The sequence below is a fragment of the Sorangium sp. So ce887 genome, from assembly GCF_051521455.1.
GTDB lineage: Bacteria > Myxococcota_A > Polyangia > Polyangiales > Polyangiaceae > Sorangium.
This window is the reverse complement of the sequence record NZ_CP150354.1, coordinates 6097048-6119710: the sequence shown is the minus strand read 5'-3', so window position 1 is coordinate 6119710 and position 22663 is coordinate 6097048. Positions and strand designations below refer to the sequence as shown.

The following is a 22663-nucleotide window of genomic DNA, read 5'->3' as shown; positions in this document are numbered from 1 at the left end:
CGCGAAAACGCGCGCTCCGCGCCGGCGCGCTGTGAACACAGCTCACGCTCGCCGAGCCCCCGCCGGCGACCCCCAGCCCGCCAAGCCTGCCTCGGAGGACCCGGTGCCCGCCGCGCTCATCGGCTGACCACACGGTAACTCCATGAAAATTCAATATTTTATGGCGGCGCTGCGGCATCACGAGCTCCACGAATCTCATGCTTGTCTCGCTCTTGGCATCTCGAAGGCCTCGCGAAGGCCCGCGGTGCGTCGCCGGAGCGCAGCGCCGCGGTCGATCCCGGAGCGAGCAGAGCGGGCTCCGTGCCAAGCGCCGCGACACCGCGGGGCGCACGATCGGCGAGGGGGCGCGCTCAGGCGTGCGGCGGAGGGGCTGTGTCCAGCACGTGGACGCCGGGGGCGCCGAGCGACATGGGCACACGCTCGAGGCCGGCCGCGCGCGCTGCAGCGAGCCATGCCGCCGAGGGCGGCGCGCCACCGACGTAAACGGAGACGTCGCCGCCGCCGGCGCCGCTCGGCGCGAGCGCTGCGCCCTCGGCGGCCGCGGCGGGGCGGAGGCGCGCGAGGGCAGGGGTGACGATCGGCGCGCCCGCGCGGTCGCCGAGCTCGGCGAGCGCATCGACCTGACGATCCAGCGCGGCCACGAGCGCGCGGGCGTCCGTGGCAAGGGCCGCCGCGCGTGCGCCCCCGGCGGCCGCGTCCAGCAGGGCGCGGTGCGCCTCCGGCTCGCGGGCGGCGAGCGCACGCACGCGCTCCAGCATGGTGCTCGTGCGCGCCGAGGCGTCGCTGGCGAAGACCTCGATCGCGAGCCCGCCCGGCAGCGCGTGCGGCGTCACCGCGAGCTCGCCGTCCGGCCCGAGCCGGCAGCAGAGCACGCCGCCATGGACGCTCGCCGCGACGTCGACGCCGCTGCCCCCGCCCTGCGCCCGCCGGTGCGCCGCGAGCGCGGCGAGGAAGAGCGCGCGGACGTCCCAGGCAGGCACCGGCCGGCCGGACGCCGCCGCGCGCGCCGCGAGGGTCGCCACGAGGATGGCCGCGCTCGAGCCGAGGCCGAGCTTGCGGCTCGCCCCGGGCGGCGGCGCGCCCGGCGAGGCCGCCGGCGGCTCCGGCGCCGCCGGCGTCGCCGACGCCGCCGGCGTCGCCGACGAACGAAGCGCGGACGCGTCGAACCACACCGCCCGGTCGAGCGCGCCCGCGTCGATCGCCGCCTGGACCTCCTCCGTGACGAGGTCGGCCCGGCGCGCCGGATCGGCGACGACATACCGATCGACCGCGGCCACGAGCGCGGGCGCGCCCTCGAGCACGGCGTACGCGCCCGAGAGGACGAGCTTGCCAGGCGCCCGGACGATCACGCGCCCGCGCCCCCCGCCGAAGGCGCGAGGCGGGCACCGCCGCCGGGGACGGCCGAGATGGTGCGGAGGACGCCGGGGACGGCGAGCAGCGCACGCTCCACGGCGGCCTGCGCCTCGGGCGCCGTGAAGACCTTCACGTGCGGGCCGGCGTCGATGGTGAAGAACGCCGGCGTGCCCTGGCCCCGGAGACTCCGCACCGCGGCGATCACCTCGACGGTGGCGCCGGTCCAGTAGAGCAGGCCCGGCGAGGCGGCGATGCTCGAGGCGTGCATGCACAGGGCGCTCGCCTCGGCCGCGGCGCCGAGCGCGGCAAAGTCGCGGGCGAGGACCGCCGCGCGGACCACGTCGAAGAGCGACGGCGCGGCGTCGACCCAGGCGGGGAAATAGGGGCTCGTCGTCGCGGTGTGCCGCATGCCTTCGCTGGAGCCCACCTCCTTCGGGCCCTCGCGCGTCACCGCGATCACGACCGCGAGCGGCCAGTGGCCCTCGGGCGCGAGCGGCGTCGCCGCGAGCGTCTCGTCGCCGGGGCGCCCGGCGCGGAGCTCGACGAAGCCGCCGAACGCGGAGCGCGCGGCGGAGACCGAGGTCCTCCGCGCGAGGTCGCTCACCACGGCGGGCGCGGTGGGCAGGCCCGCGGCGGCGCTCGCGGCGAGCGCGAGCGCGGCGAACGCCGACGCGCTCGAGGCGAGCCCCGCCGCGGTGGGGAAGTCGTTGCGGCTGACCACGCGGGCGCGCTCGCGCCGCCCCGAGGCGGCGCGGACCCGGTCGAGGAGCCCGGCGACCCGGCGCGTCGCCCCCGAGTCCGGCGGCAGGGCCGCGCCGCCGAGGTGGAGCTCGTCGCGATCGAGCGACGGGTCGAAGACGACCTCCGTCGTCGTCACCATCCCGGCGAGCGTCACCGAGAGGCTCGGCACGGCGGGCAGGTTGTGCCCGTCGGCCCGTTTGCCCCAGTACTTCGCGAGGGCGATGTTCGGATGGGCGATCGCGGTCGCCCGGCTCACGGCGCTCATGCTTGCTCCTCCGCCCCCGTCCTCGTGCCCGCCTTCACCCGGGTCACGAAGCCGCTGTACCCCGCGTCGCGCCAGGCGGCGAGCACGCGATCTGCCGCGCCGCTCGACGTCGCCGCCGCGCCGCCGCCGGGCCGAGGGGGCGGGAGCAGGGCGATGACCGAGCCGCCGCCGCCGGCGCCGGTGAGCTTGGCGCCGAGCGCGCCGGCCTCGCGCGCGAGCTTGCACAGGGTCTCGATCGCCTCGGTCGAGACGAACATCCCGGCGAGGAGCAGCTGGTTGAGGTCCATCAGCCGGCCGAGCCCGATCGCGTCGCCCGCCTCGATGGCGAGGGCCGCGCTCTCGACGAGCGCGGCGATGCCGGCGATGGAGGTGTTGGCCAGCGTGGGGTTGCGCTCGAAGAGCTTCGCCACGAGCTCGACCATGCTGCGCGTGGACGACGGCACCCCCGTCGAGCCCACGCACAGCCAGAGGTCGTCGCGCGGGGCGACGGCGGTCGCGCCGTGCGCCCGGGTGAAGCGGAAGCACCCGCCGCGCGCGGCCGCCGTCGTGTCGATGCCCGACGGGTTGCCGTGGAACACGCGCTCCCAGGCGGCAGCCGCGGCGACCGCGGCCTCGGCGGTGAATGCGGCCGGCGCGATGGACGCGGCCGGCGCGGCGGCCTCGATCGACCCGCGCGCCAGCGCGGCGACCGCACGGGCGATCGCGACCCCGAGCGCCGCCGAGCTCCCCAGGCCGCCGCCGGGCGGCAGGTCGCTCTCCGCCTCGACGCGCACCGGGCCGGCGCCGGGGAGCGCATCGAGCAGGGCCGCGAACGCGTGCGCGATGTCGCCCTCGGCCGGCGCCGTGCCGTGCTCGCGCCCGCCCAGCCGGAGCGCGCTCGCGCGCGTGTCGCCCGCGCCCGCGCCGACGCGCGTCGCGCGCGCGCGGGCGCCTCGCTCGATGCCGGCGGCGAGCGCGGGCGCTCCGTACACGACCGCGTGCTCGCCGAGCAGGATGACCTTGCCGGACGCCTGGCCGAGCGCCTCGATCATGCGCCTGTCCACCGGAGCGCGCTCGCCGCGCCGCACAGGATCTGCCGGGCCGACGCGCTCACCGGCAGCGACCGCCCGAGGGCCTCGGCCTCGCCGCACAGGGCGGAGAGCCGCTCCTCGACCGCGCGCCGCGCGCCGCACGCCTCGAGCGCCAGGGTAGCGGCCGCCACGGCGTCGTCGCTCGCGTCCTTGCGGCCGAGCGCTCGCTCGACGGCGCTCCGGCCCGCGGCGTCGAGGCGCCCCTCGGCCGACGCGAGCACCGCGGTGCGCTTGCCGGCGCGCAGGTCGTTGCCGACGGGCTTACCGGTCGCGGCGGCGCTCCCGAAGGTGCCGAGGAGGTCGTCGCGCAGCTGGAAGGCGACGCCCACCGGCGCCGCGAACCGCTCGAGCGCCGCCACGGTCTCGGGCGGCGCGCCGGCGAGCGTGGCGCCGAGCGCGAGCGGGCCGCGCACCGTGTAGCTGCCGGTCTTGAGCGCGTGCATCTGCTCGACGTCCTCGGCCCGCCCGACCACGTCGAGGTGCTGCCCGATCACGACGTCCTCGTGCATCGCGCAGAACAGCCGCACGGCCGCGAGCACCCTCGCCGGCGGCGCCTCGGCGCCCGCGAGCGCGCTCAGCGCGAGGCTCCACGTGAGATCGCCCGCGAGGATCGCGGACGAGGCCCCGAGGTGCGGATCGCCGAGCGCCTCGGTCAGCGCGACGTGCACGGTGCGGTCCCCCCGCCGGACGGTGTCGCCGTCGATCCAGTCGTCCTGGATGAGCAGGTACGTCTGGAGCAGCTCGAGCGCGACGCCGGCGTCGATCGCGGGCTCGAGCGGCGCGTCCGGCGCGACGCCCTGGTAGGCGGCGACGAGCAGGCCCGCGCGGAACCGCTTGCCGCCGCGCAGGGTGAGGTTCCTCGCCTCCATGGCCATCGCCGCGACCTCGCGGCCGTAGCGCTGCACGTGGCTCACCCTGTCGCGCCAGCGCTGATCGAGCGCGGCCTCGATGCGGGGGCGGATCGAGGAGAGGAAGTCGAGGAACAGGCGCGCGCCTGGGTCCGCCGTCCCTTCGAGCGTCCGATCGCCGGCGCGGGGCGCGCTCTCTCCGTCCTTCGTGTGCGCTGTCATGGAATGCGCGGCAGCCTAGGAGCCGCGCGCGAGCCGGTCAATCTCGGCCGAGAAACGGCGAATAGCGCGGTGAGTCGCGCCGCTCCGCGCCGCCTCCGAGGTGGCTTGGGTCCTGCAATGTGGGGGGCCGCGTCGCGGGCCGGGAGCGCCGCGCGCAGGCTCCCTGCGAGATCGCTCCTCTGGAGTTGCGCGCCGAGCCTCGCCGCAACCGAAGGGAAAGGGGGACTTTCGTGAAGAGATCACCGGGTGGGGTGTTGGGTATCTTTCTCGTCATGACCCTCGGCGTCGCGGGGTGCAGCGGCCGCGACGCCGGCGAGGATCTCCCGGAGAGCGCCGGTGACGGTGCGTCCGGCACGGCGCCCGCTCTGACGCGGGCGTGGGCGAGGGCGAGCTTCCTGCCCGCTTACCGCGTGATCGGCCGGAGCGCCGATGTCGCGCGGGCGTCCGCGCTTGTCGGCGCGCTCGGGCTCGCGGAGGAGAACTTCCGGGGCGGCGCCTCGATCGGGGCCGACGGCGCGATTCGCTACCTCGATCGCGCGCGGTTCCAGCGCTTGCCCACGACGAAGGCCGGCCCGCCCGCGCGCGGGTTCCGCGACGAGCGCGGCTTCGCCACGGCGCCGGGCGATGACGCCCTGGATTTCGAGGCGCTCGCGGCGCTGCGCGTCGTCCCGGAGCAGGACGCGGCGGCGCGGGCGTGGGCCGCGCTGGAAGGCGCGCGCCTGCCCGTCGGGCGCGAGATCGCCGTGGGCCACTCGCTCTTCGAGGCGATCGACATCGAGGGGCGCTACGTGGCGCGGGCCGAGCTCGACACGCAGGTGAGCTTTCGCGATCAGGCCGAGGGGCTCCGGCTGATCGGCCCCGGCGCCAAGGTCCGGGTGACGTTCGACGCCGAGGGCGCCGTGACCCATTTGATCTACGCGCGTCGCGACCTCGAGCGCGGGGAGGACGTCGCGATTGTCCCGGCCTCCGAGGCCCCGGCGCTGTGCGCCCGCGCGCTGGGCGGCGGCGCGGTGATCGCGGCCGAGCCGGAGCTCGTCTATTACGCGCCGCCGCTCTCCCGCGAGGTGCGGCGGATCCTCCCCCATTTCGTGTGCAGCGCCAGGCGGCGCGTCGGCGGTGAGGTGATGGACGTCCGCAAGGCGATCGTCCCGGCCGTCGTCGACGCTCCGAGGGCCGCGATCACCGTGCGTGTGGACGGCGAGACCGTCTCTGCGGAGGCGAGCGTCGCCGGGGGCACTGCTCCCTACACGTACAGGTGGGTATCCTCGGCGCGCTCGCTCGCTCCTGCCGGCGCAGACGGCAGGGCGGTGCGGATCGCGCGGGGCGGCTCGGGCTTTCGCGGCGAGACGGAGACGCTCTCTCTCTATGTCACGGACGCCGACGGCCTTGTCGCCACGGCGGCGCGGCCGCTCTCGTTCGCGCGCACGGCGGGGCCCGCGGCGCCGAGCCCGCCCCCGTCGCCGAGCCCCTCCCCGTCGTCTCCGGGCGACGAGGGGCGCGCCATGGTCGGCGCCGAGTGGGTCGGGCTCTGCGGCGGCCTCGATCATTCGGCGGCGAACGTCGACGGGCTCCTGAAGGGCTTCCGGGAGGGAGGGGTCCAGCAGCGCTTCAACTGGGGTGAGCTCCGCGCGTGGGAGGTCGATTTCAAGGATCCGGCGCTGGGGGGCCAGGACGCGTCGTTCGCGGACTCGGTCGATCTCACGTTCTATACGGGGCACGCGAACGGCGTCGGGTTCATGTTCTGCAGCGCCATGAACGATCGGTTCCTTCACTTCAGCGACGCTCACTGGGGTAACTCCAACCTGGAGTGGATGGTGGTCGCCGCCTGCGGCCCGCTGCAGGACGACGCGGGCGCCTGGCGTGTCCGGTGGTCGGGCGCGTTCGACGGCCTCCACCTCCTGCTCGGGTATGCGACCGAGTCGTTCGACGACACGACCGAGGGCTCCCTGTTCGCGAGCTACCTGCTGGACGACAAGAGCCCGGCGCCGGTGCGGCAGGCGTGGGCGACGACGGCGATCGAGATCCAGCCCGACGACAAGGTGACCTACGCGGTGATGGGGGTCTATGGTCACGACTGGACACTCCCCAACTACGACGATCACTTCTGGGGCAAGGGCCCGGTCGGCCCGGATCTCCGGGGCGCCGCGAGGATCGGGTTCTGGCGGATCGCCGGACCTACCTGAGCGCCGCGTCGTCCAGGCTCATCCCTGGATCCCGCGGGCTCGGCTCAGTAGCCACGCCACTTCGAATCGAGCTCGATGGAATAGTAGTCCACGAACCGGAACGCCACGCCCCCCGCATCCCCGCTCGCGCGGATCGCGTACACCGACTCGTTCGACTGCGGTCGATGGTCGGTCGGGCTGAACGAGATCGGCCCGGCCGTCATCCCGTCGAGCACCACGTTCTGGAACGACTCGAGCGCGTCCTTCAGGTCCTCTCCCGTCGGCCGCTCGTGCCCCGCGTCGACGGCCCGCTCGACGGCCTTGCGCCACATGAGCGCCGCCGCGTGGCCCTGGACGTAGAACTGGTCCTGATACCGGTCGAGCGGGTGGTCGTCCTTCTCCCGGTACGCCCGGTGGATCCGCAGCATCTCCGCCATCCCGCTCGAATGCTGGGTGTCACCGTAGATCGGGACCGGGAACAGGCCGTAGAAGATGCCAGCGCAGTCGGCCCCGCAGAGCGACAGCGTCCGCTCGCCGATGCCCCAGTTGTTCGCCATCACGCGCAGCTGCCAGCGCTCCTTCTCCGGGAACGCCCGATCGACGAGCCTCTGCGCGGCGGCGGCGCCCTTCCCGACGAAGGCCGAAGAGAGGACGGTGTTGCCGGCCCAGAACCAGCTCGCCGGGACGTAGGACGGGTCCGCCGTCTTCTTCTCGATCTCTCTTTTCACGTAGCGGGTCACCGCGTCGACGATGAGCCCCTCGTCCTCGGGGGAGGACGTCTGGGGAACGAGGAGATCCTCGCCGAGCAGCATGCCAGGCAGGTGCTCCACGTACGACTTGCCCGCAGCGAGCGGGTCGACGCAGTAAAGACACCTGTCGATGGTGTCATGCACCATCGCGATGCGCCCGGGCGCGATCTTCCAGGCGGCCTTCATCCCGATGCGGATCCCGGTCGAGTAGTCCGTGGCCGGGAAAAAGATGTACGGATAGCCGGGGCTCGTCTTGTGCTCGGTCGCCGAGAGGCTGTGTCCGAGAGCGTTGAACTCGGCGTAGCGCACGTCCGCCGAGATCGGCACCGGCGTGGCGAGCGAGCCGGCGTACGAGCCGGGGATGATGAGCTTCTTCTCCTCCGCGAGCTTCGGCGCGACGCGGGTGGTCGGCCCGGTGCCGAAGATGAACAGCGTGGAGACCTCGCTCCACGCCGGCTCCCGCCGCCACGCCTCGATGGCCTCCTCCGTCCTGGCCGGGTCGTACTGCGCGTCCTTCATGTCGACGTCGATGGGACAGCCGCGGAGCCCTCCCTGACTGTCGTTGAGGTGACGCAGGTAGTCGTAGACTCCGTATTTGTACGCCGGCGCGACGTCGGCGGTCGGCCCTGTTTCGCCCGTCGTGATCCGGATGCGGAGCGCCCCTGTGCAGCCGGCGCCCGCGGCCGCGGCGGACCCGGCAGCGGTCGACCCGGCGAGCACGGCCGCCCCGGAGCCGGCCGAGCGCGCCTGCCCTTCCGGGCGGCGCGTGGAGATCGCCACCGCGGCGACCAGGGCGGCCACGCCGAGCGCCCCGATCAGGTAGCTGCGCTGCTGAGGCGTGGCAGCCGTGGGGAGGGTCGACTTGAGGCTCGTCGAGTCGGACGTGGCGCGCCTCTGGCCAGGCGGCCCAGGGGTCCTCTGCCCGAGCTCCTCATCGAGGGGGGGCATGGCCAGGAGGCGCCCTCCGTCTGCGCCCTCGATCGAGCTCGTGCAGGAGAGGCGGGGCGAGAGGAGCGCGCTCGGACGGATCGAGCTCTGCTCGATGTACGCCCTGACCTGCCGTTGCATGCTGGCGCGGCGCTCCGCGAACATGCCCAGCATCGTGGCGCCGATCTCGTCCGAGCCGGCGTCCTCGCCCGCCCCATGCAGGTAGTCCTCGAGCGCCGCGCGCATCTCCTGCGCGGTCGCGAACCGCTTCGCCGGGTCGCGCTCGAGCGCCCTCGCGACGATGGCGTCGAGCGCCGGCGGGATGTCCGGGTGGACGAGCGAGGGCCGCTGGATCTCGTCCACGGCCGCCAGCTTCCAGAGCGCGCTCACGGCGTCGCCCCCGAAGAGCCGCTCCCGCGTGAGGAGCTCCCAGAGCACGATCCCGGCCACGAAGATGTCGGCCCGCCGGTCGATCCCCGCGCTGTCGACGGCCTGCTCGGGCGCCATGTAGGACGTCTTGCCCTTCAGCTTCCCGGTCTCGGTGTGGTTCGTGTTGATGGACGCCTTGGCGATGCCGAAGTCGAGGAGCTTCACCGCGCCGTCGTACGTGACGAAGATGTTGTGCGGGGAGACGTCGCGGTGGACGATGCCGAGCGGCGTGCCGTCGTAATCGCAGAGCTCGTGCGCGTGATGGAGGCCGCTCAGCATGTCGGCGACGATCCGGACCCAGACGCCGCGCTTGAAGCCTGCTGCGCCCGGCTCTCCCTGAACCACCGCCTTCATGATCCCGTTGAGCGGCTGGCCCTCCAGATACTCCATCACGGTGAAGTAGCCGGCCTCGTCCATGCCGACCTCGTAGGTCTGGACGATGTTGGGGTGGTTGAGGCGCGCCGACAGCTTCGCCTCGTCGAGGAACATGGCGACGAACTTCTCGTCGTCTCCGCCCACGCCGCGGTGGCGCTTGACGACGACGAGCTTGTTGAACGACCCCGGCCCCCGCGCGCTCGCCAGGAACACGTCCCCCATCCCACCCCGGCCGAGCTTCGCGATCGGCCGGTACTTGCCCATGATCGCCGTCTGGGTCGGCTCCGCGTCCGAGATGTCTTGACCCGTGCCCACCATGCCCCCGGCCGTCCTCAGACGCGCGCGCCGCTCCGAGTGGATTGGCCATAGGAGCAAAGACCGATATCGCTGTCAACGCCGCCGGCCCCCGCCACAGGGGCGACGGCCGCTGCGGGTTGGGTCGATTCACGTGGGCGGTGCGCCGGGGAAGGGGACGCGGGAAGCCGTGCGCTCTCGAGGTGCTCGTAAGGGGCGAGCGTCATCAGGCGCGTGTCCTCGACGGGGCCGCCGACGGTGAAGTGATAGAGGCTCTGGAAGTCGTCGCCGGCGATGCCGCACAGCTCGTGAAACACATCGTCGAAGTAGCAGCCAATGCCTGTCGCGCGCACCCGGCCGCCGCTGTCCCGCGCGGCCTCGGCCTCGAGGTACAGCGCGTGGCCGAGGACGCCGGCCTCCCAGAAGAGCCGGCGGTAACACGGCGCGCCGCGCTCCCGGAGCGTGGCGCCGAGGTCGGCGACCATCCCGAGGCTGAACGCGCCTTCGGCGGCGATCTCCTGATGACAGCTCACGATCTGCGCGGCGCTCCGGAGATCGGCCTCGGAGAGGCGATAGAGCCGCAGGTGATCCGGACACCCCTCCGGCTTCTCCCACGCGAAGGGGTGCGCGAGCGCGGCCCTCAGCCCCTCGTGCGCGGCCTCGGATCGCTCCAGCGCGTAGAGGCCCGGGGCGAGGCCGCGGACGCGGTGAACGAAGATGACCGCGTGCACCCGCGGCGCCCACGGGAGCGCGTCCCACGGGGGCACGCCGGGGCGGGGGAGGAGGTGGTCGAGCATGGCGTAGAACGTCTCGGCGCCGATCGACGTGCGGCCGTCGTACGCGGAGGCGCTCCGCCGCGTCCGGATGATCTCGGACGCAAGGGTGCCTCCGCCGACGTCAGGCAACGGGGGCAGCTCGCCCTCCAGGACGGCGGCCGGATCCTCCGTGTGGGCCTTCCAGGTGGCCTGGGCGACGTCCTCGATGACCTCCCAGTCGACGTGGCCCGGGCTCAGCGCGTTCGCCCGTCCGGCCCACGCGCCCTCGCCGGCGAGGCGGGTCAGCTCCGCCGCCCGCGCGGAGGCCGTCCGGGCGGCCGAGAGCGCCTCCTCTCGTCGCAGCGGCGCGGCGGGCACGAGGAGCAGCGCGGCGTCCGGGTGCTCGCGATCCGCCGCCGCGATCCCCGCGAAGTCCGCGTCCCGATCGAGGCCGAGCAGCGCGGACAGCTCGGGATCGCCGAGGTCGTCGAGCAGCACGGCGGACCAGCCGAGCGCGGCCGCGGCATAGCGGACGGCGGCGATGGCGTGACCTGCGTCGTGCTGGCAATAGCGGAACGCCCGCTCGCCGTACTTCCACGCCTCGCGCCAGTGGACGGAGCTCAGCCCCACGAGGAAGCCGCCGGCGGGGAGGAGCTCCGAGAGCGCGCGGGAGGCTCCGGCATCCAGCGTGGACCGGCGCTCGAGCTTGTGGTCGCGGCTCACGTAGTGATAGAGGCCCGCAGGTAGGCCGGGGGCGCCCGCCGAGAGCAGGTATCCCTCGGTCGGGTGGAGATTCCCGCTCGAGGGGTTGCACCGGAGCGCCCAGCGCGAGCCTCGGTATTCCTTCCAGGCGGAGAGGCCGAGGGAGAGCTCGAAGAGGGCCGCGATCGATCCGAGCTCGACCGCGGCGGGCGGCACCGCGCCGGGGCGGTAGAGGTCCCTGTACGACGCGGCGACCCCGCCGGCGCGGAGCGGCAAGAGGACCTCCGGGGCGCCCTCGAAGGTGCGGAATGGATCGGGCTGCGTGCTCCAGTCCAGGTGGCCCAGGGCGCGGGCATAACGCCTCAGGTGATGCTTTGTGCGCGTGTGATACGAGAGCGCGCGCTCGACGGGGCTTCTGGACATGGGGCCGCTCAGCGGACACAGGGTAGCAGCGGCCCGGGGCGCCGCTACCGGACCGAGCGAGCTCTTCCGCTGGGTCCCCTGTCTTTCGAGATGAGCTCGGCGGGGCGCGCCATCAGGTTCCAGCCTCGCGTTGCACGGGTATTCCAGGCTGAATGTGTCGTTCTCGATGGATCGGTAAGGCCCATGCCTGCTCGATATAAGCGAGGCATTCCATGATGGAGCCCTGCTTGCCGGCCTCCCGCGACCCGCGCGGGATCGCGCGCTCGACCGGACAGACGGTGTACTGCTTCTCGTGATCGACGACGACGCGATAGGTGGCTGCGTCCTGCCGCTCTTCCTGGCTCATCTTCACCTCCGAGGGTCGGCCCGATTGCGCCGCGGGGTCGCACCATAACCTCGGCGCTCGCGCAGGCGAGCCCGAATCTCGGAGCGCGCATCGCAGGATCAGGCCGTCTCCGGCCCAATACGGCGTCATGCCGGGGTCGATGCCCATGTCCTGGCATGATGTCGGCGAACCGATGGACGGTGGCTCGACTCCCCTATCCGAGCCGCCAGCCGAGATCATGCAAGGCGGCCACCCACCGGGGCGCTCAGCTGTAGACCCCCTGCACGTACTCGGTCAGCATCTTGATCTCGGCCTCTTGCTCTCGGCTCGCCCAGTGCACGAGATCGCCGATCGAGATCATCCCGACCACCCGCCCGTCCTGGACCACCGGCAGGTGACGGCAGCGCCGCTCGGTCATGACCGCCATGGCCTGCCGCGCCGTCGTGCTCGGCTCGACGCAGACGACCTCGCAGGTCATCACCCCGGCGACCGGGGTCGTCGCCGGATCGCGCCGGGCCAGGATCACCCGCGTCATCACGTCCCGCTCGCTGATGATGCCGCTCGGGGACCCGTCGATGCTCACGAGCAGCGCGCCCACGTGTCGCGCGCACATCGACTGCACGGCCTCGACGACTGTCGCCTCCGGCGAGATGGTGTAGACGTTCCGACCCTTCCTGTTGAGGATTTCGCCGACGCTGTCCATCGTTGCCTCCTTACCTAGACCCAGCCGGAAGCATGACAAAGAATCGAGCGGTGGGACCGGGTCGCGCGCAGATTTTTCGGCTTCTTTTCACCTGGAAGCCTGGCTTCTCGCGCTTCACGGCCGCGCTCGCCTCAACGTGGGTCGCGGACGGGGAGGGGGCGCCCATGCTGAGCGCGCGCGGCGGCGTCCCGTCCACCAGCGCGTGCAACGTGGTCGTACGATCACGGCGCCGATGCGTTGACAGTGGAATAGTTGGACGTGGGTGCTTCAGGAAACATTTCTGAAATATCGCCTGACCCGGGACTGGAAACCGTCCACCTCGTTTCCTAGTACCGCGTCGCCCAAGTTCATCCGAGGTCCGCCGCGGAGAGACCGGCGTGGAGGCGAGCCATCTCAGAGGCTCGCTGGCGCGCTGGCCACGTGAGCGACGAACCTGGACGAGCCTGGACGACAACGTACCAGCGGTCGGCGCAGCGGCTGCGGGACTCACGTCCTGCCCGCGCGCCCGAAGGTCGAATACCACCAAGCCCATGCCGAAGATCCCGGATCCACAAGCACCGGACCCATTGACGTGGAAGAGCGATCTCGTCGCAGGATTCCTCGTCTTCTTGATCGCTCTACCGCTCTCGCTTGGCATCGCCATGGCGAGCGGATTTCCCCCCATCGCAGGCGTGCTCACCGCCGTCATCGGCGGCGTGGTCGCCACCTGGCTCGGCAGCGCGCCGCTCACCATCAAGGGCCCGGCCGCGGGGCTCATCGTCATCGCGCTCGGCGCGGTACAGGAGCTCGGCGGCGGGGACAACGCGACAGGCTATCGCCGCGCGCTCGCCTGCATCGCCGTCGCCGCCGTGGTGCAGATCGCCTTCGCGCTCGCGCGCGCCGGCACCCTCGGCGATCTCTTCCCCTCCTCGGTGGTGCACGGCATGCTCGCGGCCATCGGGATCATCATCTGCTCGAAGCAGATTCACACGCTCCTCGGCGTCACCCCGACCGCCAGAGCGCCGCTCCAGCTGCTGCTGGAGATCCCGGCGAGCGTCCTCCGGCTGAACCCGGAGATCGCCCTGATAGGCGTCCTGTCGCTCGTCCTCCTGTTCGGAACTCCGGCGCTCGCCAGGAGAGCGCCATGGATGCAGAAGATCCCCGCGCCGCTCCTCGTGCTCGCGGCCTCGATGCCGCTCGCGCTCGCCTTCGACCTGGAGCACGAGCACACGTACACGCTCCCGCTGACGGGCTCGATTTACACGATCGGGCCGCAGTTCCTCGTCAACCTGCCGGGGAGCCTGGCGCAGGCGATCGTCTTCCCGGACTTCAGCCGGGTCACCTCGCCCGCGTCCATCAAGTACGTCCTGATGTTCGCCATGGTGGGAAGTATCGAGTCGCTGCTGTCCACCAAGGCGGTCAGCTCTCTCGATCCCGAGCGGCGCCGCCCTGACCTCGACAGGGACCTGCTCGCCACCGGCCTCGGCAACCTCGTCGCGGGCCTGCTCGGCGGGCTGCCCATGATCTCGGAGATCGTCCGCAGCTCCGCCAACCTCGGCTACGGCGCGAGGAGCCGGCTCTCGAACTTCTTCCACGGCGCCTTCCTCCTGCTCTTCGTCGCCTTCGCGCCGGGGCTCATCCACCGGATCCCCCTCGCCGCGCTCGCCGCGATGCTGACGTTCACGGGCATCCGCCTCGCGTCTCCGGGGGAGCTCGTGAAGACGTTCCGCATCGGCAAGGAGCAGCTCGTGGTCTTCGTCGCCACCGCCGCGATCACCATCGCGACCGATCTGCTCGTGGGGGTCGCGGCCGGCATCGCCGTGGAGATGCTCATCCACGTGCTCAACGGCGCGCCGCTCCGCAACCTCTTCCGGCCCGGTCTCGAGGAGCACGTCGACGGCGGGCGGGTCGTGCTGCGCGTCAAGCAGGCGGCCGTCTTCAGCAATTACCTCTCGATCAAACGGAGGCTCGCGCGGCACCCGGGCACCCCTGCCATCGAGATCGATCTCGCCGACACCGGTCTTGTCGATCACACGGTCATGGCCAACCTGCACGATCTCAAGGCCAGCCTCGCGCGCGAGGGGCGGGCGCTGACGCTCTCAGGCCTCGACGACCACGGCCCGATGTCCTCGCACCCACTTTCTGCGCGGAAGCGGAAGCGGAAGGAGAAGCCGCCTCCCCGGGCGCATGATGATGAGGAGGATGAGAAGGATAAGCCGTTGAGCCCGCACGGTGCGGGCGAGATGCGCGAAAGATCCGCGTGCGCGCAGCGCATCTGGAGGGATAATCACCATCGTACGATTGACATGAACGAGCCAAGTGCGAAGTCCGGCGCAGACGAAGCTCCAGAAGAGCGCCTGCGCACCCTCCTCCAGCACGCCGGTCACCTCCTGCCAGCGCAGGGGCCCATCGGCGTGTTCGTCCACCACAACACGCTGCACGCGTTCCAGCACCTGCCGTTCCACGACGCGCTCGCCGCGGCGAGCGCGCTGTTCGAGGCAGAACCGTTCCTCTCCGAGGCGGAGTACCGCGCGCACATCGCGTCAGGTCGGATCGACGACCAGGACATCGAGGCGGCGCTCGCCGAGCGCTTCGCCGAGAGGCCCGACGAGCGCCGGGGCCCGCTGTCACGGAACGGGATCGAGCGCCTCGCGCTGCGCTTCGGCATCGAGACCGTCACCGAGGCGGGGCTCCGGTGGCGCATCGCCGAGGCGGGAGAGACGCGCAGGCTCCGGCCCGACCTCCCGACCGAGCCGTACCGCCGCCTCATCGTCAAGACCGAGCGCTGGCTCGCCGACCGCCCCGACGCCGCGGCGCGCCTCCTCGATCAGGGCGGTCGCGACCCGGAGTCCCGCGCCGCGCTCGCCCTCTGGAATGCGTGCCGCAGCGTGCCGCTGCCGCCCGCGCCGCCCGCCGAACGGCCGCTCGCCGACCGCGTGGGGGTCGATCGATCGCACCGCGACCTGCTGCTCGCGCTCACGGGGGAAGATCCGGCCGAGCTCATCGACCCGCTCTTCATCCGGCTCCTCGGCGCTTACCTCGACGAGGGCGTCGCGCACTGGGCGATGCCGGACCGCGCGCAGGGGCTCTTTCGCGCGTTCCGCGGCCTCGTGCTGGAGGGATCAACGCCGGCCGGCGCGCACTTCGCCGGGCTCGGCGCGGAGCTCCGCCGGCTCGGAGCGAGCGCGCCGCCCGCCGCCATCGTCGTCGCCGCCCTGCGCGATCTCGGCGTCGCGGAGGATCGATGGGAAGGCTACGTGACGCGCGTCCTGCTCGAGCTGCCGGGCTGGGCGGGCTTGATCCACCGCCTCGAGCATACCCCGGGCGACCGGCCGCGGGGCTCGCCGCCCGCGTCGCTGCTCGAGTACCTCGCGGTGCGCCTGACCCTCGCCCGGTACGCCCTGCGCGACGTGGCGCGCCGGAGGCTCGGGTTCGAGGGGCCGCTCGCGGGGCTCGTCGAGCACGCCCGGCGCGCCGCGAGGCACGCCGAGCCGCCGCGACGCTCGCCCGATTGCGATCGGCCGTTCCGCCTGTTCCAGCTCGCGCAGCTCGCGGGGCTCTCGGTCGCAGAGATCCAGCCGCTCCCGGCGGCGGACCGCGTCTGGGCGATCGAGGCGCTCGAGGCGCTCGACGAGGTGGCGCGGCGGCGCCTCCTGCACGAGGCCTACGAGCGTCACCACCGGGTCGAGGTGCTGCACGGCATCGCGGCGAACCTGCGGCGCCCGGCGGACGAGCGCGCGGTCGTGGATCCTCGGTTCCAGGTCGTGCTCTGCATCGACGATCGCTGCGAGGGCCTCCGGCGGCATTTCGAGGAGCTCTCCCCGCGGCACGAGACCCTCGGCTTCGCCGGGTTCTTCGGCGTGCCGATCCGGTACCGCGGGCTCGACGACGCCGGCCACGTGAGCCTGTGCCCCGTCGGCGTCGAGCCGGCGCACGAGATCGTCGAGCGGCCCCGCGAGGAGGACGCCGGGCTCCTCCGGAAGGGGCGCCGCAGGCGCTGGGCGCGCCTCGTCCACGCGCTCGGGCACGGGACGCGGACCCTCTCGCGCGGCCTCTTGCTCACGCCGACCCTCGGGCTGCTCTCCACGATCCCTCTCGTCGGGCGCATCCTCTTCCCGAGGGGGGCCGCGCGGCTGCGCCGCGCGATCGAGCGCCGCCTCCTGCCGGCGGTGCCGACCCACCTCCGCAGCCCGCACGAGGACGGGGAGCCGGCCGGCAGCGGAGGGGCGCCGTTCACGGCCTCCGAGAAGGCCGCCAGGGTGGCGGCGACGCTCGAGAGCATGGGGCTCACCCGGGGCTTCGCGCCGATCGTGGCGGTGCTCGGCCACGGCGCGGCCAGCGTGAACAACCCGCACCAGTCCGCGTACGACTGCGGCGCGTGCGGCGGCCGGCACGGCGGCCCGAACGCGCGCCTGTTCGCCGCCATGGCCAACGACCGGGAGGTGCGCGCGCTCCTGGCCGCGCGCGGCATCGACATCCCGGACGGGACCTTCTTCCTCGGCGGGATGAACAACACGACGACGGAGGAGATCGTCTTCTACGACGAGCACCTCGCGCCGGCGTCGCACCGCGGCGAGATCGCGGCGCTCATCGAGGCCCTCGGCGAGGCGCGCAAGCGGCACGCGCACGAGCGCTGCCGTCGCTTCGCGTCGGCCTCGGAGCGCTTGAGCCCCGAGCGGGCGCTCGCGCACGTCGAGGCGCGCGCCGTGGACCTCAGCGAGGCCCGGCCCGAGCTCGGCCACGCCACGAACGCCGTCTGCGTGGTCGGCCACCGCGAGCTCACCCGCGGGCTGTTCCTCGACCGCCGGGCGTTCCTCGTCTCGTACGACCCGGCCCAGGACCCCTCCGGCGCGATCCTCGAGCGCGTCCTGCTCTCCGCCGGTCCTGTCGGGGCGGGGATCAACCTCGAGTACTACTTCTCCCGCGTCGACAACCTCCGCTACGGCGCCGGGACCAAGCTCCCGCACAACCTCGCCTCGCTGCTCGGCGTCATGGACGGCTCGCTGAGCGATCTGCGCACCGGCCTGCCCAAGCAGATGATCGAGATCCACGAGCCGGTGCGCCTGCTCGTCATCGTGGAGGCGAGCACGGAGACGGCCGCGGCGATCTGCGCGCGGCAGCCCTCGCTCCGCGAGCTCATCTTCAACGGCTGGATCCAGCTCGTCTGCGTCGATCCGGCGACGGGCCAGATCGCGCACCTCGCCCGCGGCGCCTTCGCGCCGTTCACGCCCCCGGAGCACCCTCTGCCCACGGTCCAGCGGTCCGCCGACTGGTACGCGGGCAAGCGCGGCTTCCTCCCGCCCGCCATCGTCCACGCCGCCGCCGCGCCTCCGCGGCCCTCGCCGGAGATCGCTTCCCATGCTGCCTGACCTCCTCCTCGGCAAGCTCGCCGCGCTCGCCGTGCTCTCGCCGGCGCTCGCGTTCGCCGCGCTCGGCGCCTACCTGCTCCTGCTGCGCACGCCGGGCGAGCGCGTCGTGTCGGGCGTCGTGCTGTCGGCCCTCTCGCTCTCGCTCGCCGCCTCGCTCGTCGTCTGGGGCTCGTCCGTCATGGCGCCCCACGCCTTCCTCTCGGTGGAGCTCGGGCGCTGGTTCGAGGCCTCGGGCTACTCGTTCGACATCGTCCTGCTCGTCGACCGGCTGTCGACGACGATGATGGTGCTCGTCTCGCTCATCGCGCTCATCGCCGGCAGGTTCTCGGTCGCGTACCTGCATCGCGAGGCGGGGTTCGCGCGGTTCTTCCTGCTCCTCGCCCTGTTCTCGACGGGCATGCTGGCGCTCGTGTCCGCGGGGAGCATCGACCTGCTCTTCGCCGGCTGGGAGCTCGTCGGCGCGACGAGCGTGCTCCTCGTGGCCTTCTTCCACGAGCGCGCGGCGCCGGCGCGGGCGGCGCTGCGCGTCTACATCACCTACCGGCTCTGCGACGTGGGGCTGCTCGTGGCCCTGGTGCTGATGCACGGGATCTCGGGCTCCTCCCATTTCGCCGAGGTGTTCGGCGGCGCCGCGTGGCCCGGGCCCGCCGCCGCGATCAGCGCCTCCGCTGCCACGGCGCTCGCGCTGTGCCTGTTCCTCGCCGCGATGGGCAAGAGCGCGCTGTTCCCCGTCGGGAGCTGGCTTCCGCGCGCCATGGAGGGGCCGACGCCGTCGAGCGCGCTCTTCTACGGGGCGATCTCGATCCACGCGGGCGTGTACTTGATGCTGCGCGCGGCCCCGCTGCTCGAGCGCTCGCCCGTGGCGAGCGCGGCGGTGGCCGGCGTCGGGGCGCTCACGGCCGCCTACGGGACGCTGGTGGGCCGGGCGCAGGCGGACGTGAAGAGCGCGCTCGCGTACGCGACGATGTCGCAGGTCGGGATCATGTTCGTGGAGATCGGGCTCGGGTACTACCGGCTCGCGCTTGTGCACCTCTTCGCGCACGCGTGCCTGCGGTGCCTGCAGATGCTGCGCGCGCCCTCGGCGCTCCGCGACGCGCAGGAGATCCGGGCCGCGCACGCCGGCGAGCCGCTGCCGCACCTCGGGATCGCCGCCCGCGTGCTGCCGGCGTCGCTCGTGCGGCGCGCGTACTGGCTCTCCCTCGAGCGCTTCCACCTGGAGGCGCTGCAGGAGCGGCTCATCGCCGCGCCGCTCATGCGCCTCGGGCAGGCGATCGACGGCTTCGAGCGCCGCTGGGTCGCGGCGCTGAGCGGCCTCGCCGAGCGCGATGCTGGCGACGCCGACGAGGCGGGCGCTCGCGGCGAGCGCGCGGGCGCGGGGGCCTCGGCGCCCAGCACGAAGGGGGCGCGCTCGTGAGCATGTTCCTGCTCCTCTCGGCGACCGTGCTCGCGCCCGCGCTCGCCGCGCTGGCCGTCTCCCGCGCGCGCAGCGACGAGGCCGCGCGCCGCGTGGCCCTCGCCGGCGCGGCGCTCACCCTGGGGCTCTCGCTCGTGTCGCTCGCGCTGTTCTACGCCGCCGGCGGCGTCGCGGTCGACGCGATCGGCCCCGCCGTGCCGCTCCTCGGCGTGCGCCTGCGCCTCGGCCTCGACGGCTTCACCGCCACCCTGTTCCCGCTGCTCGGCTTCATGCTGCTCGCCCTGATCGCCGCGGGCCCGCGCGCCGCGCTCGAGCGGCAGAACCTCACGGCGCTGCTCACCACGGGCAGCGCCATCCTCGGCGTCTACTGCGCCTCCGACCTCGCGTTGCTCGCGGCGGCGTGGGTCGCCGCGTTCCTGCCGGGCGCGCGCCTGATCGCCGGGAGGGGCGCGGCCGACAAGCTCCTCCGGCGCACCTACCGCATCTTCCTGATCGGCGGCACGGCGCCGCTCGTCCTCGCGCTCGGCATCATGGCCGCGCTCGCCGCGCGCCGCGGCGTGGCGCTGCCGTTCGACCTCCAGGAGGTCGCCCGCGCCGGCATCCCCGAGGAATGGCAGTCGCCGCTGTTCGCGCTCGTCGGCATCTCGGTGCTGATGCGCATGGCCGCCGTGCCGTTCCACGGCTGGCTGCCCGTGCTGCTCGAGCGGGGGCCGCTCGGCGTGACCGTCCTGCTCGCCGAGATGCAGGTCGGCCTGTGCGTCCTCGTGCGCGTCGTGGCGCCGCTCCTGCCGGAGAGCTGCGCCGAGGACATGCCGATCCTCGCCGCGCTGGGGCTCTTCAGCGCCCTGCACGGCTCGATCCTCGCGCTCACGCAGACGGATCTCCGCCGGATGATCGGCTACCTCGTGGCGAGCCAGAAGGGGCTCGTGCTCCTCGGGATCGCGTCGATGAACCCGCAGAGCCTGAGCGGCGCGTTGCTCCAGAGCTTCGCGCTGTCGATCGCCGTCACCGGGGTGACGATGGTCGTCTGGGCGATCGAGGCGCGCACGGGCACGGCGGACATGGCGGAGCTCGGCGGCCTCGTGGCGAAGACGCCGCGCATGGCCGCCTTCTTCTTGCTGCTCGCGTGCGCGACGATCGGGTTCCCGGGGGCGCTGACGTTCATCGGCGAGGATCTCCTCCTGCACGGGATCCTGCACGTGCACCCGGTGCTCGCGGTGCTGATGCTCGGGGCGACGGCGCTCAACGGGATCACGATGTTCCGCGCGTTCCAGCGCACCTTCCTGGGCCCGATCCCGCGCGGCCGGGCGAGCGGCGCGGCGATCTCCGCGCTCCTGTTCCGCGAGCGGGCCGTCTTGCTGTCGATCCTGGCGCTGACCGTGGCCCTGGGCGTCGCGCCGTCGCGGCTGCTCGCGCTGCACGAGCCGGTGGTGAAGCGGGTCCTCGGGCGCAGCGCTCAGGAGGCCGACGTCGCTCGGCTGGAGCGAATCTCGAGCGTGGGGATGTCGCCCTGAGCGCCCGCGGCGGCCCCCTGCGCCGCGGTCGCACGGCCGAGGATCTCGAAGACCTCCACGGGCCCCGTGGCGCCCACGAAGGCGCGCTGCCCGCGCGGCGCGCACTGAAAGCCGGCGGCCTTCGTGTGGACGTCTCCGCTCACGAGGATCTGATTCCGCTCGGCCGCGGCCTGTAGCTGGGCGGCGACGCTCACGACCTCGCCGAGCACCGTGCAGTCGAGCCGGCGGCACGACCTCGAGCCGACCTCGGCGATGATGAGCTCGCCTGTCGCCACGCCGATGGAGATGCCGGGGACGAAGGCCGATGTCTCCCCGGCGCGGCGCGCCAGCGTCTCGAGCTGCCCGCGCACGACCAGGCAGGCGTCGAGCGCGCGCGCGACGTGATCGGGGCCGCGGAAGAGGGCCATGACGCAGTCGCCCAGGAACCTGTCGACCATCCCACCCCGCATCGAGAGCTCGAGCGCGATGACATCGAGGTTCGCGTTCAGCATCCGCACCGTCTCCTCCGCGCGCTTGCCCCGGACCGCGTCGTGGAAGCCGGCCAGATCGAGGAAGGCGACGGTGCCCTCCGCGACCTCGCACGCCCCGAAGCCGTCGGGGCTGCGGAGCCGCTCGACGGCGAGCGGGCTCGCGAACGTGCGCAGGAGGTCGTTCTCCCGGCTCGATCGGCTGTTGTCGCGCAGCTCGCGCACCTGCTTCAGCGTCTTCTCGATCGTGAGCTCGAGATCGTTGAGCGCGATGGGCTTCACCAGGAAATCGAACGCGCCCCGGTTCATGGCGGTGCGGATGTTCTGCATGTCGCCATAGGCGGACACGACCACCGCCCGCGCGTGCGGGGTCACATCGCCGATGTGGGCGAGCAGCGTGAGACCATCCATGCGGGGCATGTTGATGTCGGTGAGGATGACATCGATGTCGGGCTGGCTGCGGAGCGCGGCGAGGGCGCCCTCGCCGTCCTCGGCGAAGACGAAGTTGTAGATGCCCTCGCGGATCTGGCGACGAAAGCACTGCTTGATGAGGGTGGAGACGTCAGGCTCGTCGTCGGCGATCAGGATCTTGGCCGGGCGCCGCTCGTTGCCGGCGGCCAGCGCGGCGAACGCGGCGGCCATCTCGCGCGCCGACCGGAAGCGCTGGGTCGGGTCCTTGGCCAGCGCGCGCTCGAAGAACCGGTCGAGCTCTGGCGACAGCTCGGGGACGAGGCTCGACGGGGGAGGGAAGGGCTCCGTGCAGATGCCCATGACCAGCGTGGCGAGCGTCTGCGCCGAGAACGGCAGCTCGCCGGTGAGCGCGCAGTAGGCGAGGACGCCCAGCGACCAGAGGTCGCTCCGGTGGTCCACGACGGCGCCGCGCATCTGCTCCGGGCTCATGTACGTCGGCGTGCCGATGAGGCCGCCGCCGCCGGTGAGGCGCAGATCATCGGTCCTCGACAGCATGGTGACCACGCCGAAGTCGAGGAGCTTCACGACCTCATCGGCCTCGGTCCGGGCGAGGAAGACGTTCCCGGGCTTCAGGTCGCGGTGCACGATGCCCGCCGCGTGCGCGGACGCGAGGCCCCGCGCCGCCTGCGTCACGATCGACGCGACCGCCCGGAGCGGGAGCCGCCTCACGTTATCGAGGCGGCGCTGGAGATCCTCGCCCTCGAGCAGCTCCATCGCGATGTACGGCCGCTCCTCGTCGATCCCGCGGTCGATCCCGTAATCGTAGATGTGCACGACGTGCTGATTGCGGAGCTGCGCAATCGCCTTGGCCTCGCGCTCGAAGCGGGCGCGCGACTCCGGCGACTCCACGTGTTCGGCGCTCATCAGCTTGAGCGCGACGCGCCGCTGAAGGCGCAAGTCCTCCGTCTCCCAGATCTGCCCCATGCCGCCACCGCCGATATGCCGTATCAGCATGTATTTCTCGGCGATGATGGGTTCTGCCATGGCGGGCCGCATGTTACAGCCGTGGCATACGGGAGTCAATGGAGCAGCGCGGGCTCTGCCCTACAGCCCTCATCTTCCATTGCGCTCCATTGCGCTCCATTGCGCTCCATTGCGCTCCATTG

Annotated in this window: 13 protein-coding genes and 1 pseudogene; 5 read left to right on the top strand and 9 right to left on the bottom strand. The window is 72.9% G+C overall.

The window, feature by feature from the left end:
* Positions 1-350: 350 nt before the first annotated feature.
* Genes WMF36_RS22505 through WMF36_RS22490 form a run of 4 tightly spaced genes read right to left on the bottom strand, consistent with a single transcriptional unit; the run spans position 351 to position 4499 of the window.
* Positions 351-1349, bottom strand: coding sequence for a GHMP family kinase ATP-binding protein (locus WMF36_RS22505; protein ID WP_437581686.1), 999 nt, complete (start codon positions 1347-1349; stop codon positions 351-353).
* Positions 1346-2359 carry a diphosphomevalonate decarboxylase gene (mvaD, locus tag WMF36_RS22500; RefSeq protein WP_437581685.1) on the bottom strand — a complete coding sequence of 338 codons (1014 nt, stop codon included), beginning with the start codon at positions 2357-2359 and terminating at the stop codon, positions 1346-1348. The genes WMF36_RS22505 and mvaD overlap by 4 nt, the downstream gene beginning before the upstream one ends.
* Complete coding sequence (gene mvk, locus WMF36_RS22495; protein WP_437581684.1) at positions 2356-3390, bottom strand: mevalonate kinase; 1035 nt, start codon at positions 3388-3390, stop codon at positions 2356-2358. The genes mvaD and mvk overlap by 4 nt, the downstream gene beginning before the upstream one ends.
* Positions 3387-4499, bottom strand: coding sequence for a polyprenyl synthetase family protein (locus WMF36_RS22490; protein WP_437581683.1), 1113 nt, complete (start codon positions 4497-4499; stop codon positions 3387-3389). The genes mvk and WMF36_RS22490 overlap by 4 nt, the downstream gene beginning before the upstream one ends.
* A 230-nt stretch (positions 4500-4729) precedes the next feature.
* Between WMF36_RS22490 and WMF36_RS22485 the strand changes: the two genes are divergently transcribed.
* The gene (locus WMF36_RS22485; protein WP_437581682.1) at positions 4730-6682 is read left to right on the top strand and encodes a DUF6345 domain-containing protein; all 1953 of its coding nucleotides are present in this window, start codon (positions 4730-4732) and stop codon (positions 6680-6682) included.
* A 44-nt stretch (positions 6683-6726) separates the two neighbouring features.
* Here the strand turns inward: WMF36_RS22485 and WMF36_RS22480 are convergent, their stop codons facing one another.
* The 4 genes from WMF36_RS22480 to WMF36_RS22465 all read right to left on the bottom strand — a co-directional run bounded on the left by WMF36_RS22480 (position 6727) and on the right by WMF36_RS22465 (position 12343).
* Positions 6727-9459 carry a protein kinase domain-containing protein gene (locus tag WMF36_RS22480; protein WP_437581681.1) on the bottom strand — a complete coding sequence of 911 codons (2733 nt, stop codon included), beginning with the start codon at positions 9457-9459 and terminating at the stop codon, positions 6727-6729.
* Between the two features lie 14 nt (positions 9460-9473).
* Positions 9474-11315 carry a nitroreductase gene (locus tag WMF36_RS22475; RefSeq protein WP_437581680.1) on the bottom strand — a complete coding sequence of 614 codons (1842 nt, stop codon included), beginning with the start codon at positions 11313-11315 and terminating at the stop codon, positions 9474-9476.
* A gap of 112 nt (positions 11316-11427) precedes the next feature.
* Positions 11428-11661 (bottom strand): MbtH family protein, encoded by a 234-nt coding sequence (locus tag WMF36_RS22470; protein ID WP_437494317.1) that lies wholly within the window; start codon positions 11659-11661, stop codon positions 11428-11430.
* 244 nt (positions 11662-11905) lie between these two features.
* The gene (locus WMF36_RS22465) at positions 11906-12343 is read right to left on the bottom strand and encodes a CBS domain-containing protein (protein ID WP_437581679.1); all 438 of its coding nucleotides are present in this window, start codon (positions 12341-12343) and stop codon (positions 11906-11908) included.
* A gap of 530 nt (positions 12344-12873) precedes the next feature.
* On the opposite strand from WMF36_RS22465, the pseudogene WMF36_RS22460 reads away from it, so the two are divergent.
* The 4 genes and pseudogenes from WMF36_RS22460 to WMF36_RS22445 all read left to right on the top strand — a co-directional run.
* A pseudogene (locus WMF36_RS22460) lies at positions 12874-14478 on the top strand (SulP family inorganic anion transporter); the annotation flags it as partial.
* 87 nt (positions 14479-14565) lie between these two features.
* Complete coding sequence (locus WMF36_RS22455; protein ID WP_437581945.1) at positions 14566-17691, top strand: YbcC family protein; 3126 nt, start codon at positions 14566-14568, stop codon at positions 17689-17691.
* Complete coding sequence (locus tag WMF36_RS22450) at positions 17681-19105, top strand: proton-conducting transporter transmembrane domain-containing protein (RefSeq protein ID WP_437581678.1); 1425 nt, start codon at positions 17681-17683, stop codon at positions 19103-19105. The genes WMF36_RS22455 and WMF36_RS22450 overlap by 11 nt, the downstream gene beginning before the upstream one ends.
* 2 nt (positions 19106-19107) lie before the next feature.
* Positions 19108-20619: a complex I subunit 4 family protein gene (locus WMF36_RS22445; protein ID WP_437581944.1), complete on the top strand. Its 1512-nt coding sequence runs from the start codon at positions 19108-19110 to the stop codon at positions 20617-20619.
* On the opposite strand, the gene WMF36_RS22440 is transcribed toward WMF36_RS22445, so the two are convergent.
* Entirely contained in the window at positions 20562-22541 is a 1980-nt protein-coding gene (locus WMF36_RS22440) for a protein kinase domain-containing protein (RefSeq protein ID WP_437581677.1), read from the bottom strand. The two genes, WMF36_RS22445 and WMF36_RS22440, sit on opposite strands and share 58 nt — an antisense overlap.
* Positions 22542-22663: the final 122 nt, after the last annotated feature.